The organism is Pseudomonas sp. NBRC 111127 (assembly GCF_001320345.1).
In the GTDB taxonomy this organism is placed as follows: Bacteria; Pseudomonadota; Gammaproteobacteria; order Pseudomonadales; family Pseudomonadaceae; genus Aquipseudomonas; species Aquipseudomonas juntendi.
The window spans coordinates 42,314-56,267 of sequence record NZ_BCBD01000004.1 but is presented as its reverse complement, the minus strand read 5'-3'; the positions used below and the strand labels follow the sequence as shown (position 1 = coordinate 56,267).

Below are 13,954 nucleotides of genomic sequence, written 5' to 3'. Positions count from 1 at the left end.
CATCCATGCCGCCATGCAGGAAGAAATTCCCAACAGCCACGGCGGCTGCAACGCCTGCGGGCGTATTGGCCTGCCCATCCTGCTGCTGCGCGAGGCCTATGCCCCGCGCCCCGATGCCGGGCACCTGTTTCGCTGGGCCAGTGACAGCGAAATCACCTACCACCCGATGCACACCGACCAGCTCCGACTGTTGCGCCAGGGCTACGTTTACGTACTGCTCGACCAGGCCACCTGGCAGGCCTACGCAGTGGCGGCCGATGCCACCTTGCAGCGGTTTCCGGTATCGCAGATGCCGCTGGGGCCGCCCAGGCCATTGCCCAAATGGTGTGCCACCGCAGGCCATGACGTCATCGCCTCGTTCATCAACATCGACACGTCGCTGTACCGCACCGCTTGGGTTGCCTTCGCCAACGATCCGTGGCCGCGCACCGTGCTCGACCGCTACCGCAAAGGCATCGCCCAGTCAGACCCGGCCACCCTCGCCCGCTTCGTCGAAGTCGACCTGCACCGTGCACGCAACGACCCCGCCAGCCTCGGCATCGCCATGACCGACAGTTTCCGCTTCGGCATGGAGGGTGTGCTCGAGTTCTCCACCTTTTCATCGGCCCGGTTCACGAGTGCTCACGGCTTCTACAGCCGTTTGGGTCGGTGGTCCGAAACCCACAACTATCTGCGTACCGTCATTGCCCGGGAACAATTGCCAAACGGTGTGCTGGCGCTGACCTTGCCCGACCCCGTCGGCATGGTGGTGGAACTGAACGCCCAGCGCACAGGTTGGGTCCAGGCCATGCAGGCATGGCGCGCGCAGCCACAGCGGCACTTCGAGTACTTCACCTCCCAGGCGTTGCTGGGCATCCAGCAACTGCACGCGGCCACGGCAGCCGCACAGGGCGCCGAGGCGGCTGAGCGTGAGGCACGCCAGGTCGAACAGTGGAACGACAGCCCCGTCGGCATCAAGGCGCACCTGCCGCCAGTGGATATCGCAAGGCAGACCCGCCGCAACACCGCCCGCAACCAGGAGCAGGCCCGGGACCGCTTGCAAGCGCGCTACGACGAAAGCGCCCGCGCGGCGTTCCAGGCTGGCTACGACCGTGAACTGAACCACTGGCAGTCGATGATCGACCAGGTTGGCCAGCTGTACGCGCTGCACTACGCCCAGCCGGCGTTTCACCAGATCGGTCGCTTCGACTACGACGCTGCCGACCCGGTCTCGGTCGAGTACTTCATCCAGATGATGGCCGACTGCCTGGCCGGGGGCCCTAGCGAACTGATGCCCGAGGAAGGTCAGCCGCTGGGTATGACGCAGCTCGTCTGGCAGCAACTGCTGGAAGACGAGCACAGCTTGTTGTACCAGGCGCTGATGGCCAGGAACCAGACGCTGCTGCAGCGCGTGATCGGCGGCTTGTCAGGCGACGACTTCGGCAAGGTCTACGACATCATCAAAGCCATCGCAGGCACCCCCGAGGGCCAGTTGCTGATGGTCAAGCCGCTGCAGGATGCCATCGGTCAACTGCTGGCCGCGACCACCAGCGCAGGGAATACGCTCGCCCAGCACCTCAGCGAACGCAGCCGCACCCTGGTCGGCCATGTGCACCGTGCGGCTTTCGCGCTGTATGCCGGGCAGCACGTAACCCCGCTGCGGGTTTCATTGACCGTCGGCGAGTACCTGAGCGTGCTCGACGAGGCCCTGCAAATCCGCACCGATGCATTTATGCAGCAGGTCGACCAGCAGTTCCGCGACCCCGTGGGGCGCAAGGTCCGCGCCATGGTGCTGAGCGGCGCAATCAATATCGCCGCGGTCGGTAACCGCAACCAGATGATCGACGTGGTGCTCTGGACCTTCGAAAGCGCCGAGCAATTACAGGCACGGTTGGTCCAGCTGAAAACGTCGACGGCCGAAGGTTTCGGCGCGCTGGTGCGCAATGTGGCGATCGGTGCAGCCTCGGTAAAGGCACAGGTGTCTGCCGGGCTGCAGATCAGTTCGATGGCGGCGCAAAGCGTGGCCAGCGATGCAATGCGTAGCCTGCGGGATGCGGCGACCGGTACGGGCAGCGTAGGCCTGCTGCTTGCGCTGGGCGGGCTGTGGTTTCAGCAGGACAGCCTGCGCAGAAATTACCGGGCGTTACAGCAGACCCATCAGCACAACCCCGAGGCGCAGGCGGCGGTCTGGTCTTCATCGCTGGGGGTGCTGGGTGCCAGTGTTGAGGCCGCAGGACTGGTTGTTGCGCAGGTATTCGCACGTACACAGCACCCTGGGCAGATACTAACGGCGGGTTTGGGCATCAGTATTGCGCGGTACGGCGGCGGCATCGCGGCGATTGCTGGTGTTATGGATGCCGTGCAGTATTGGAATGCCGGCCTTCGAACTGGCCGTGAAGGTGATGAGTCAGCGAACTTCTTATACAAAGGCGCTGCCTGGGTATCAGTAGCCTCTGCGGGCTTTGGCATTGCTTTCTTGGGAGCATCGCTCATAGCGCTAGGCTTTATCGTTTTTTTGGGACTGGCGGCCTACACGCTGGCGACGATCGCCAACAACCATGAGTCCTCATTGCTGGAGTTGTGGGCCCGACATAGTAAATGGGGAAAGCCAGAGGGGCATCGACGCTGGATCGACGAACAGGACCTTAGCAACGCGGTAAGTGCATTCAATGCAGCAGTCATTGGTCTACATGCTTACGTGTCGATCAGAACGAGGTTCCAATCCTCTCACACCGCACAAATGCCACATTCAGCAGGGGCACTGCTCAATGACGGAAATTCTGTTGCAACGGGTTTTTATCTCGACGTAGATCTTAGGCTGCCGAGTGCCACCTCCGAACTTACGAAGTACGAATGGCATCTCGCAATTATCCCGGCAGGTATTGATCGACAACGCTGTATCGCTGCTTATAGCTCGGATACTGGTAAAATCGAACACATCCCAATTGATTTGGGCGGCGTTCTCGCCGACTCTGCAAGCCTTGATAAATACTTTACTCTCAAATCCCTCGAAAGAACAATTCACATTACTGGCTCACTCCCACTTCTGGACAACCACAACATAGAGAAAGTTGAGTTGACGCTCGCCTACTGGCCCAACAGAAACGATAAATCGAGCTACGCTAAAGTGGTGATAATCGAGAACAAAATGAATTCAGCCTGGAGCATATTTTAATGTCTCGCCCGCTGCTGAACCCTCCTTGCAAAGGCTGGAAGGAAGACCTTCCATTGCCAGATACCTCAAACACAACTGCGCCTGGTTTAGGTTATCAATCTCCTAATCACCAAGATATGATCTATCTCGAAATAGCTAGGCCTTTGGGCGGAGCCAGGGAATTGATGTTATTTTTTTCACTTCCTATGATTATCTTCACTGCCACTTTACCTCTTAATATAATACAGATTTCTGAACTTCTTGATTCTGAGCTCATACTTATTAGCGTCTTGCTGCTAGCCGGCGGAATATGGGCATCTGCCTTCTTCATTCGCATTAGCCTATCCCCCCCTCGCGACGAGCCTATTCGCTTTAACCGTAAACGAAAAAAGATCTATGCCTACAACTTCAAACACTGTTGGTGGAATCCCTTCGGAACTTGGAAGGTCGAGACAGTCTGCTACGACTGGTCGCAAGTCCGTGCCGAGCGATGGTTTCAGCGCGGCATGCTTCCAAACGGTGCCCCCATTTTCAAATGGGGGGTCATGCTGTCCATCGTCGCACCCGGAACGAACAACGTCATCGACCGGTTTCCCCTGAGTACCATGGGGGCGGATCAACATGCCTGGGCTTACATCTGCACTTACATGCAGCATGGCCCCAGCGCCTTGCCCCCACCTGGGGAGCCCAAGAATCACAACGACGTACTCTGGTGTGAACTCGCTTTGCGGCTAGCCCCTAAAGTCGAGTGGCCGGCCGAAATGGATCGGGAGTCGAGAACAGCATCTCGAGGCAATTAGGCAATGAGTTAACTCGATGCTGGGATAACAACAACCTGGAGGGCATTGAGCGCTTGCTTGTGTATTCACCCTGCAGATACGACCAATCGAGCTTTGTAAAAATCGATAAAAAATTAATCGCTTCTGGAGCATCTTTCAATGTCTCGCCCGCTGCTTAATCCTCCCTGCACTTTCTGGAAGGAGGACCTCCCTCTTCCTGATGACCCGTGTACAACTGAGCCAGGCTTAGGTGACAAATCTCCAAATCATCAAGATTCAATCTATCTTGAATTATCTAGAGCTATAAGCTGGGCTAGGGAACTAGTAATCCTCTTTACATTACCTGCAATTTTCATCATTTCAACACTTCCTTTCGACATGATAAAAAGTTTTGCATACCTCGATTCTGAGCAAGTATTCATTGGCACTCTTTCGCTGATCCTCGAAACATGGGCGTGTGTTTTTTTAATTCGAAGGTGCATATGCCCCCCTCGCGACGAACCCATTCGTTTCAACCGGAAACGAAAAAAAATCTATGCCTACAACTTCAAAGACTGTTGGTGGAAGCCTTTCGGAACCTGGAAAGTCGAGCCAGTCTGCTACGACTGGTCGCAAGTGCGCGCCGAGCGCTGGCTTTACCGTGGCGTGCCGGGAAACGGTGCGCCCAGTTTCAAATGTGGGGTGGTGCTGTCCATCGTCGCACCCGGAACAAACAACGTCATCGACCGGTTTCCCCTGAGTACCATGGGGGCGGATCAACATGCCTGGGCTTACATCTGCACTTACATGCAGCATGGCCCCAGCGCCTTACCCCCACCTGGGGAGCCGAAGGATCACAACGACGTGCTCTGGTGTGAGTTCGCCCTGCGTCTTGCCCCTAAAGTGGAATGGCCAGCCGAAATGGACCTGGAGTCAAGAACAGCCCCTTGAAGTCACCCGATGCTCAATTCACCGGGCGAAGAACCTGTTCCACCCCAGGCAGCCGCGTGGTCGGCGCTGCGTGGTCCAGCCGCAACCAGCGCGACTTTCCGCTAGGCAACAGGCGCCACCAGCCTGTAACCCACACCCGCCTCGGTGATGATGAAGCGTGGCGCCGTAGGGTCATCGCCTAGTTTCTGGCGCAGGTGCCCGACCACGATGCGCAGGTAATGGGTATCCTCCACATGGCTGGGCCCCCAGATATCCTTGAGCAGTTGCTGCTGGGTCATCACTCGCCCCGGGTGCCCGGCCAATAACGCCAGCAGCGCGTACTCCTTGCGTGTCAGCGCCACCTCCACGCCCTCCAGGGTTACCCGGCGAAAGGCGAAGTCCACCGTCAACGGCCCGAAGCTGGCCTTCACTTCCGAGCCCCCGGCTTGCGGCACCTGGCGCAATAACGCACGGACCCGGGCGAGAAATTCCTGGATACCGAACGGCTTGGTCACATAGTCGTTGGCCCCACCATCCAGCGCATCGACCTTCTGCAGCTCACTGGCACGTACTGACAGCACTAACACCGGAACCGAGCTCCATTCCCGCAGCTCCCGCAACACCTGCTGGCCGTCCATGTCAGGCAGGCCAAGGTCCAGCACGACCAGGTCCGGCTTGCCCAGGGCCGCCTGGGCCAAGCCTTCGGCACCGGTAGCCGCCTCGAGCACCTTGTAGCCTTGCGAGGCCAGGCTGATACGCAGGAATTTGCGGATCTGCGGTTCATCGTCGATAACCAACAGGGTGGCGGGCTGGCTCATGGGCTTTCACTTTCGGCTGCAGGTTGCGGGGGCAGCGGCAAGCATAAAGTGATGCCGGTGCCCTGGCCATCAATGCCTTCGCCCACCAGAATCTGCCCGCCATGGGCACCGATCATGCCCTGGCAGATGGCCAGGCCCAGGCCGGTCCCCTGCCCGCCGCGATCGCCACGGGCGGCGGTGTAGAACATGTCGAAGATCTTTTCGCGGTCGCCCACGGGAATGCCCGGCCCCTGGTCGCTCACGGTCAGGCACAGCCGCTCGTCCTGCACCGCCACCCGCAATTCCAGCCGACCATTGGCCGGCGAGAAGCGCGCAGCATTCTCCAGCACATTGACCAATGCCTGCTCGATCAATGCCGCATGCACGAACAGCAGCGGCAGATCGCCGGGCACGTCGGTGTGCACGCGAAGCGGCGCCAACACCACGCGCAGGCGGTTGAGCGCACTGCCGACAATATCGGCTGGCGCCACCCAGTCGCGGGCCAGCTTGAGGCCACCGTGCCCCAGGCGTGTCATGTCCAACAGGTTCTGGATGTAGCGGTCCAGACGCTCGGCCTCGTCGCGGGTGCCCTCCAACAGCTCGCGGCGGTCGTCGAGCGGAATCGCTTCGCCCAGCGCCAGCAAGCTGTCGATGCTGCCGCGCATGGCCGTCAATGGGGTGCGCAGGTCGTGGGACACCGAAGCCAGCAAGGCACTGCGCAGCTGCTCGGTCTCGCCGTGCAAGCGCGCGGCTTCGAGTTGTTCGGCAAGGCGGGCACGGGCCAGGGCCTGGGCCAGCGGCTGGCCAAGGGCGATCAGCAGGCGCCGACGCGGGTCACTCAGCGGCTGGCCTGAACGTGGGCGCACGCCCAGCAGCGCCAGCGGTTGCTCATCCACCGCCAGTGGCCACCACCACCAGCGCCCCTCCGGCAGGGTGTCGCTGCCGTGCCCGGCGGCCTGCCCGTGTTGCCAGGCCCAATCGGCGGCGGCCCGCTCGGTGGCGCTGAAACCCTGGTGCTCGCCGCTGGCCACCTGCAGCTGGCCATCGGCAGTGCGCTGCAGCAGGCACACTTGCAGGTCGCACCAGCCGCCCAGGTGCTGCCCGGCGGCGTTGAACACGGCCTGGCGGTCAGTCGCCACCGTCAGCCTGCGCGACAGGTCGAGCAGTTGGCTGGTCTGCGCCTGGGTTTCGCGCAGCGCCTGCAACTGGCGGCGCTGGCGGGCGGCCAGGTTGCCGGTAAGGGCGGCCATCAGCAGGAAGAACACCAGCGTCAGCACATCTTCTTCGCGCTGGATGCTGAACGAGAAATTGGGCGGAATGAACAGAAAGTCATACACCAGGAACGACAGTGCCGCGCAGGCCAGGGCCGGCCCCAGGCTACTGCGTACCGCCACCAGCAGCACCGCGGCCAGAAACACCAGCGAGATGTTCGGCAGTGCCAGCACGCTCGACACGGCCCAAGCCAGGCCTGCGGCCATCCCGGTGGCCAGCAACGCCAGCAGGTAGTGCCGCCAGACCCACACCCGGCGCACCGCCGAACGCGGCGCCGAGGGCTGTACATCGCGGTCTAGCACGTTGATTTCCAGCCCATGGCTTTCACGCAACAGCCGGGCAGCCACCCCTGCACCGAACCAGCGCCGGTGCACACGGTCGCGCGACTGGCCGACCAGTACCAGGCTGGCGCGCCGCTCGGCCGCATGCTGGATCAGCGTGCGCGCCACTTCACCGGCACGCAGCAACACCACTTCGCCTCCCAGGCGCTCGGCCAGTTGCTGGGCCGCCTGCAGGCGCTGGCGGGCTGCCTCGTCACGCAAACGGCCGTTGTCCACGTGCACCAGGCTCCACGGCAAGTGGCGGCGCTGGGCCACGCGGCTGGCGTGACGCACCAGGCGCTCGGCCTGGTCATCGCCAGCCACACCGACCAGCAGCCGGCCGCGCAACGCGGGGGCTGCCTGCCCGCGCTGGCGGTAGCCGTGGGCCAGGTCGGCATCGACCTGGGCGGCGGCCGTCTGCATGGCCAGTTCGCGCAGAGCGGTGAGGTTGGTTTGCGAGAAAAACGCATCGATGGCGGCCCGCGCCTGCTCGGGTACGTACACCTTGCCTTCACGCAAGCGCTCCAGCAGCTCACGCGGTGGCAGGTCGATCAGCACCAGCTCGAAGGCTTCCTGCAGCACCCAGTCAGGCAAGGTTTCGCGCACGTGCACGCCGGTGATGTCGCGCACCTTGTCGTTGAGGCTTTCCAGGTGCTGCACATTGACCGTGGTGTACACGTCGATGCCCGCGGCCAGCAGCTCCTGCACGTCCTGCCAGCGCTTGGCGTGGCGGCTGCCGGGGGCGTTGGTGTGCGCCAGCTCATCGACCAGTGCCAAGGCTGGCGCACACGCGAGCAGGCCGTCGAGGTCCATTTCCTCAAGGGTGACCCCCCGGTACTGGCTGCGCAGCATGGGCTGCTGCAGCAAACCGGCAAGCAGCGCCTCGGTTTCGCCACGGCCATGGGTTTCGACCACCCCGGCCACTACCTGCACGCCCTGGCGTTGCTGGGCATGCGCGGCCTGCAGCATGGCGAAGGTCTTGCCCACCCCCGGCGCAGCACCGAGGAACACCTTCAGCCGGCCACGGCCGGTGCGCGGCAGGGTAGCCAACAACGCGTCTGCACGCGCGGAATCACTCATGTTTCATCCTTTGCTCTTGCTGGCGAGTTTTTCCAGGGCCCGGTTCAACGCCAGCACATTGACCACCGGCGGGCCGATCAATGGTCTGAGGGTGGCCTCTTCCTGCAAGGCTTGCAAGCGCGCCACAGGCAACTGTCGCGCCGCTGCGACCCGGGGAATCTGATAGGCCACCGCCGCCGGTGGCAGGTGCGGGTCCAGGCCGCTGCCCGAGGTGGTCAGCAGCGCCTGCGGTACCGGCCCTTGCTGGGCCTGGTACAGCAGCGCCGCATCGCCCTGGACCCGCGCCACCAGCGCCGGGTTGCTCGGCGCAAGGTTGCTGGCGCTGCTGGCCACGGTGGCGTAGGCGCCTGCCGAAGGCCGTGAATGGAACCAGCCATCGCCCTGGAAGTTCTGGGCAATCAGGGCCGAACCCCGCACCTGGCCCTGGTCATCGCGCACCAGGCTGCCGTTGGCCTGTACCGGGAAAGCCACCTGGGCGACGCCGGTCACCACCAGCGGGTATAGCGCGCCAGTGATCAAGGTCATCGTCAAGGCCAGGCTCAAGGCAGGGCGTAGATAAGCGTTCATGGTGGCCTCCTCAGACCAGGTGCAGGGCGTTGAGCAACAGATCGATCAGCTTGATGCCGGCAAACGGCACCACGATGCCGCCCAGCCCGTAGATCAACAGGTTGCGCCGCAACAAGTGGGCAGCGCTGGCCGCCTGGACCCGCACACCCCGTAGCGCCAAAGGAATCAGCACGACGATGATCAGGGCATTGAACACGATGGCCGAAAGGATCGCGCTTTGCGGGCTGGCCAGGTGCATCAGGTTGAGCACCCCCAACTGCGGGTAGATGGCAGCGAACAGCGCCGGCAGGATGGCGAAGTACTTGGCCACGTCATTGGCGATGGAAAAGGTGGTCAGCGCCCCCCGGGTCACCAGCAACTGCTTGCCGACCTGCACCACGTCCAGCAGCTTGGTCGGGTCGCTGTCCAGGTCGACCATGTTGGCCGCCTCGCGCGCCGCCTGGGTGCCGTCATTCATGGCCATGCCCACGTCGGCCTGGGCCAGCGCCGGGGCGTCGTTGGCACCGTCGCCGCACATGGCCACCAGGCGGCCGTCGTTCTGCTCCTGGCGAATGCGCGCCAGCTTTTTCTCCGGCGTGGCCTCGGCCAGCACATCATCCACCCCGGCCTCCGCTGCGATGGCAGCAGCCGTCAACGGGTTGTCACCGGTCACCATCACGGTGCGGATACCCAGCTTGCGCAATTCGGCGAAGCGTTCGCGGATGCCAGGCTTGACCACATCCTTGAGGTGGATCACCCCAAGCAGGCGCTTGTCCAGGCACACCAGCAAGGGCGTGCCACCGCTCTGGGCGATGCGTTCAACCTCACGGGCCAGCGCTGGCGGCATGTCCAGGCGCTGCATGCCGACGAATGCCAGCACCGCATCGACGGCCCCCTTGCGGTAGCGGCGCTGCTGGAAGTCGATGCCCGACAGGCGCGTTTCGGCACTGAACGCCACGGCTTCGTAGTGCCCGGCAGGGGGCTCGACAACGTCATGCAACTGACGCAGGTACTCGACGATCGACTTGCCTTCTGCGGTGTCGTCGGCCAGCGAGGCCAGCAGGGCGCCCTCCCCCAGTTCCCGCGCGGTTACCCCCGGTGCAGCGTGCAGCGCGCTGCAACGGCGGTTGCCGAAGGTAATGGTGCCGGTCTTGTCGAGCATCAGGGTATGCACGTCCCCGGCCGCTTCCACGGCACGGCCCGAGCGGGCGATCACGTTCAACCGTACAAGCCGGTCCATACCGGCAATGCCGATGGCCGACAACAGGCCACCGATGGTGGTGGGGATCAACGTCACCAGCAAGGCAGCGAGAAAGATCAGCGGCAGGCTGCCGCCGACGAAGTGGGCGAATGGCTGCAAGGTCACCACCACGATCAGGAAGATCAGCGTCAGCCCGATCAGCAGGATGTCGAGGGCGACTTCATTGGGGGTTTTCTGCCGCTTGGCACCTTCGACCAGGGCAATCATGCGGTCCAGGGTGGACTCGCCCGGGTTGCTGGTGATGCGGATCAGCAGCCAGTCGGAAACCAGCCGGGTGTTACCGGTGACGGCCGAGCGGTCGCCACCGGATTCACGAATGACCGGCGCCGACTCACCCGTGATCGCTGCCTCGTTGACCGCTGCGATCCCTTCGAGCACCTCACCATCGGCGGGGATCATTTCACCGGCCACCACACGCACCACATCGTCTTTGCGCAAGGCGCCGGCAGCTACCGTTTCATAGTGGCCGTCACGCTGACGGCGCTGGGCGGTCAAGCCTTGGCTGCCGGCCTTGAGGCTGTCGGCGCGGGCTTTGCCGCGCCCTTCGGCAAGGGCTTCGGCAAAGTTGGCGAACAACACGGTGAACCACAGCCACAGGGCAATCTGCACGGCCACGCCGCGGCTGACGCCACTGCCAGGGGCAAAACACAGTACTGTGGTCAGCAGCGCAGTCACCGCCACCACCAGCATGACCGGCGAGCGTTGCAACTGGCGTGGGTCGAGCTTGACCAACGCCTGTACCAGCGCTGGGCGCCACAGCGCCGCAAACCGGGTCTGGTCTTTGGCACTGTGCCGGGCTTTCATTTCAGGAATGGGCATATTCATGGTCGATCCTCAAAAACCCAGGCTCAAATGTTCGGCGATCGGCCCAAGGGCCAAGGTCGGCAAAAATGTCAGGCCACCGACCAGCAGGATGGTCACCAGCAGCAGGCCGGTGAACAGCGGGCCGTGGGTGGGGAAGCTGTTGACTCCAAGGGGCGCGGTCTTCTTGGCCGCCAGGCTGCCGGCCAAGGCCAGTACCGGCAGGATGTAGCCGAAGCGGCCGATCAGCATGGCCAAGCCGATCATCAGGTTGTGGTACACAGTGTTGGCACCGAACCCGGCGAACGCCGAGCCGTTGTTGGCGGCACCCGAGGTGTAGGCGTACAGCAGTTGGCTGAAACCATGCGCCCCCGGGTTGCTGACCGCCCCTGCCGGGCCCGGCAGGCTGGCAGCGATGGCGCCAAGCACCAGCACACCCAGCGGCATCACCAGCAGCGTGGCCACCAGCAGCTGCACCTCACGGGCCTGCAGCTTCTTGCCCAGGTACTCCGGCGTACGACCAATCATCAGCCCGGCCAGGAACACGGCGATCAACACGAACAGCAACATGCCGTACAGCCCCGCGCCGACACCGCCAAAAATCACCTCACCGACCATCATGTTGACCATCGCCACCATGCCAGTCAGCGGGTTGAGGCTGTCGTGCATGGCATTGACCGAGCCATTGGATGCGGCAGTGGTGGTCACGGTCCACAGCACCGAAGCGGTAGTCCCGAAGCGGCTTTCCTTGCCTTCCATGGGGCCGCTCTGCTGGACCTGTTCGCCTGCAAGCGCCGGGTTGGGCTGGTGCTCGGCCCACAGCGCCGTGCTGCCGCCAATCAGGAACAATGTGAGCATGCACGCAAGGATGGAGCGGCTCTGGCGCAGGTCCTTGACGTAGTGGCCGAAGGTGAACACCAGGGCCGCCGGAATGAGGATGATCGATGCCACCTCGAACAGGTTGCTCCAGGCCGTGGGGTTTTCGAACGGGTGCGCCGAGTTGACGCCGAAAAAACCGCCGCCGTTGGTGCCCAGCTGCTTGATGGCGATCTGGCTGGCGGCCGGGCCCAACGGGATGCTCTGGTCGGCACCTTGCAGGGTCAACGCGTGGGCATAGTCGGCAAAGGTCTGCGGCACGCCCTGCCCTACCAGCAGCAGCGCCAGCAACAGGCACAGCGGCAGCAAGCCGTAAAGGGTGGCGCGGGTCATGTCGGCCCAGAAGTTGCCCAGCGTTGCGCTGCTACGCCGGGCAATACCGCGGCACAGCGCGACCAGCACGGCCAGGCCCGTGGCGGCGCTGACGAAGTTTTGCACCGTCAGGCCAAGCATCTGGCTCAGGTAGCTGACCGACGCCTCGCCGCTGTAAGCCTGCCAGTTGGTATTGGTGACGAAGCTGACGGCGGTGTTGAATGCCAGCGACCATTGCTGGCCAGGCAGGTGCTGCGGGTTGAGGGGCAGGTAGCCCTGCAACAGCAATACCGTGAACAAAAGCAGGAAGCCGGCCAGGTTGAAGCTCAGCAACGCCAGGGTGTACTGGCGCCAGTTCTGCTCTTGGCGGGCATCCACCCCTGCCAGCCGATAGCAAGCCTGCTCGACCGGGCCGAGTACGGGTGACAGCCAGGTACGCTGGCCTTCCATGACCTTGAAATAGAAACGCCCTAGCCAGGGTGCCGGCAGTAGCACCAGGGCGAAGAATGCCAGGAGCAAGGCGTAGTCGTAACTGTGCATGGCCGCTCCTTAGCCGCGATCGGCGCGCAAAAGCGCCACCAGCAGATAAAACGCCAAGGCCACTGCCAGTAGCAGTGACAGCCCGTCGAGCATGTTCATGTGTGGTTCTCCCCGAGATGCGGCTTGGGCCGCTTTGGGGAATTGTCCGGGGAAGGGGTGTAAAGGAACGAGATGGAGGGGCAGCGAGGGGTATAAAGAATGCGTAAAGATCAGGGTGTCGAGGCGGCGGCGCGGCCCGCTTCGCGCACGCCTGCGCGAAGCGGGCCCGTACAGGCTAGTGCTGGGGCGGTTGCTCTACGGCGTTACGGCTCCAGTCCAGCAACAGGCTGTAGCCGACCGCCAGCAAGGTAGGCCCGATGAACAGGCCAATGAAGCCGAACGCCAGCAGGCCGCCGAACACGCCCAGCAGTACGATGACCAGCGGCAGGTTGCCGCCCCGGCTGATCAGGTAGGGCTTGAGCACGTTGTCCACGCCACTGATGACGAACGTGCCCCAGATACCGAGGAACACCGCCATGCCGTACTCGCCCTTCCACACCAGCCAGGCGGTGGCCGGGATCCAGGCCAGTGGCGGCCCCATGGGAATCAGGCTGAGCATGAAGGTCACCAGGCCGAGCACAATGGCCCCCGGCACGCCGGCGATCAGAAAACCGATCAACGCCAACAGCGCTTGCGCCGCGGCGGTACCAATCACCCCGTTGACCACCCGCTGCACGGTGGCGGCCACCAGCTCCAGGTAGTACGCGGCACGCTCGCCCATCAAGCGGTGCAGCAGGCGCAGCACGAACGCCGACAAACGCGGCCCGTCACGGTAGAAGAAGAACACGAACACCAGGCTGAGTGTGAGTTCCAGCACGCCGCTGCCGATTTGCGCACTGCGCGCCAGCAACCAGTTGCCAACCTGCCCCAGGTGCGGTTTGACCGAGGCCAGCAAGGCTGCCCCCTGCTGGTCCAGCGACTGCCACCAGCTGACCAGGCGCTCGCCCACGAACGGCAGGCCCCCCAGCCAGGCCGGGGCATCTGGCAGGCCGTCGACCTGCACGTCACGGACGAACGCGGTGGCATCACGGATGTGGTCGGCCAGGTTGAAACCCAGCCACACCAGCGGTAGCGCCACGATCAGGATCCAGGCCATGGTCAGCAGGCTGGCCGCCAGGGTCTCGCGCCCCCCCAGTACCCGTGTGAGCAGGCGCATCAACGGCCAGCTGGCAAAGGCCAGGATAGCGCCCCACAGCAATGCCGATATGAACGGCGCCATCACCCAAAGGCCGGCCCCCAGCAACGCCAGCAACAGAATCTGGACCAGCAGGCGATCATTGTTGACCATC

General features: G+C 63.2%; 10 protein-coding genes. 3 read left to right on the top strand and 7 right to left on the bottom strand.

Features of this window, described 5'->3' with window-relative positions:
* The first annotated feature begins 13 nt into the window (after positions 1 to 13).
* From APH30_RS01670 to APH30_RS29385, 3 genes are all read left to right on the top strand, one after another.
* The gene (locus tag APH30_RS01670; protein WP_177333702.1) at positions 14 to 3,154 is read left to right on the top strand and encodes a T6SS effector BTH_I2691 family protein; all 3,141 of its coding nucleotides are present in this window, start codon (positions 14 to 16) and stop codon (positions 3,152 to 3,154) included.
* Entirely contained in the window at positions 3,154 to 3,933 is a 780-nt protein-coding gene (locus tag APH30_RS29390) for a DUF6708 domain-containing protein (RefSeq protein ID WP_236184262.1), read from the top strand. Before APH30_RS01670 ends, APH30_RS29390 begins: the two co-directional genes overlap by 1 nt.
* A 138-nt stretch (positions 3,934 to 4,071) precedes the next feature.
* Positions 4,072 to 4,842, top strand: coding sequence for a DUF6708 domain-containing protein (locus tag APH30_RS29385; RefSeq protein ID WP_249121914.1), 771 nt, complete (start codon positions 4,072 to 4,074; stop codon positions 4,840 to 4,842).
* Between the two features lie 101 nt (positions 4,843 to 4,943).
* Here the strand turns inward: APH30_RS29385 and APH30_RS01660 are convergent, their stop codons facing one another.
* From APH30_RS01660 to APH30_RS01635, 7 genes are all read right to left on the bottom strand, one after another.
* Entirely contained in the window at positions 4,944 to 5,639 is a 696-nt protein-coding gene (locus APH30_RS01660; RefSeq protein WP_009683157.1) for a response regulator, read from the bottom strand.
* A complete protein-coding gene (locus tag APH30_RS01655; protein ID WP_054911509.1) occupies positions 5,636 to 8,290 on the bottom strand; it encodes a sensor histidine kinase KdpD in 2,655 nt (884 codons plus the stop codon). Before APH30_RS01655 ends, APH30_RS01660 begins: the two co-directional genes overlap by 4 nt.
* Before the next feature lie 3 nt (positions 8,291 to 8,293).
* The gene (kdpC, locus tag APH30_RS01650) at positions 8,294 to 8,857 is read right to left on the bottom strand and encodes a potassium-transporting ATPase subunit KdpC (protein WP_047149930.1); all 564 of its coding nucleotides are present in this window, start codon (positions 8,855 to 8,857) and stop codon (positions 8,294 to 8,296) included.
* Between the two features lie 10 nt (positions 8,858 to 8,867).
* Positions 8,868 to 10,922 carry a potassium-transporting ATPase subunit KdpB gene (kdpB, locus tag APH30_RS01645; RefSeq protein WP_033690476.1) on the bottom strand — a complete coding sequence of 685 codons (2,055 nt, stop codon included), beginning with the start codon at positions 10,920 to 10,922 and terminating at the stop codon, positions 8,868 to 8,870.
* 9 nt (positions 10,923 to 10,931) lie between these two features.
* The gene (kdpA, locus tag APH30_RS01640) at positions 10,932 to 12,626 is read right to left on the bottom strand and encodes a potassium-transporting ATPase subunit KdpA (RefSeq protein WP_054911508.1); all 1,695 of its coding nucleotides are present in this window, start codon (positions 12,624 to 12,626) and stop codon (positions 10,932 to 10,934) included.
* 9 nt (positions 12,627 to 12,635) lie between these two features.
* Positions 12,636 to 12,725, bottom strand: a complete 90-nt coding sequence (gene kdpF, locus APH30_RS27435) for a K(+)-transporting ATPase subunit F (RefSeq protein WP_033690477.1) — start codon at positions 12,723 to 12,725, stop codon at positions 12,636 to 12,638.
* A gap of 175 nt (positions 12,726 to 12,900) precedes the next feature.
* Positions 12,901 to 13,953 carry an AI-2E family transporter gene (locus tag APH30_RS01635; protein WP_054904242.1) on the bottom strand — a complete coding sequence of 351 codons (1,053 nt, stop codon included), beginning with the start codon at positions 13,951 to 13,953 and terminating at the stop codon, positions 12,901 to 12,903.
* Position 13,954: the final 1 nt, after the last annotated feature.

What these genes read in the sequence shown, in the direction of transcription:
- kdpB (WP_033690476.1), bottom strand. Translation starts at nt 10,922, where the DNA reads ATGAATATGCCCATTCCTGAAATGAAAGCCCGGCACAGTGCCAAAGAC.
- APH30_RS01670 (WP_177333702.1), top strand. Translation starts at nt 14, where the DNA reads ATGCAGGAAGAAATTCCCAACAGCCACGGCGGCTGCAACGCCTGCGGG.
- APH30_RS01635 (WP_054904242.1), bottom strand. Translation starts at nt 13,953, where the DNA reads ATGGTCAACAATGATCGCCTGCTGGTCCAGATTCTGTTGCTGGCGTTG.
- APH30_RS29390 (WP_236184262.1), top strand. Translation starts at nt 3,154, where the DNA reads ATGTCTCGCCCGCTGCTGAACCCTCCTTGCAAAGGCTGGAAGGAAGAC.
- APH30_RS01655 (WP_054911509.1), bottom strand. Translation starts at nt 8,290, where the DNA reads ATGAGTGATTCCGCGCGTGCAGACGCGTTGTTGGCTACCCTGCCGCGC.
- APH30_RS01660 (WP_009683157.1), bottom strand. Translation starts at nt 5,639, where the DNA reads ATGAGCCAGCCCGCCACCCTGTTGGTTATCGACGATGAACCGCAGATC.
- kdpA (WP_054911508.1), bottom strand. Translation starts at nt 12,626, where the DNA reads ATGCACAGTTACGACTACGCCTTGCTCCTGGCATTCTTCGCCCTGGTG.
- kdpF (WP_033690477.1), bottom strand. Translation starts at nt 12,725, where the DNA reads ATGAACATGCTCGACGGGCTGTCACTGCTACTGGCAGTGGCCTTGGCG.
- APH30_RS29385 (WP_249121914.1), top strand. Translation starts at nt 4,072, where the DNA reads ATGTCTCGCCCGCTGCTTAATCCTCCCTGCACTTTCTGGAAGGAGGAC.
- kdpC (WP_047149930.1), bottom strand. Translation starts at nt 8,857, where the DNA reads ATGAACGCTTATCTACGCCCTGCCTTGAGCCTGGCCTTGACGATGACC.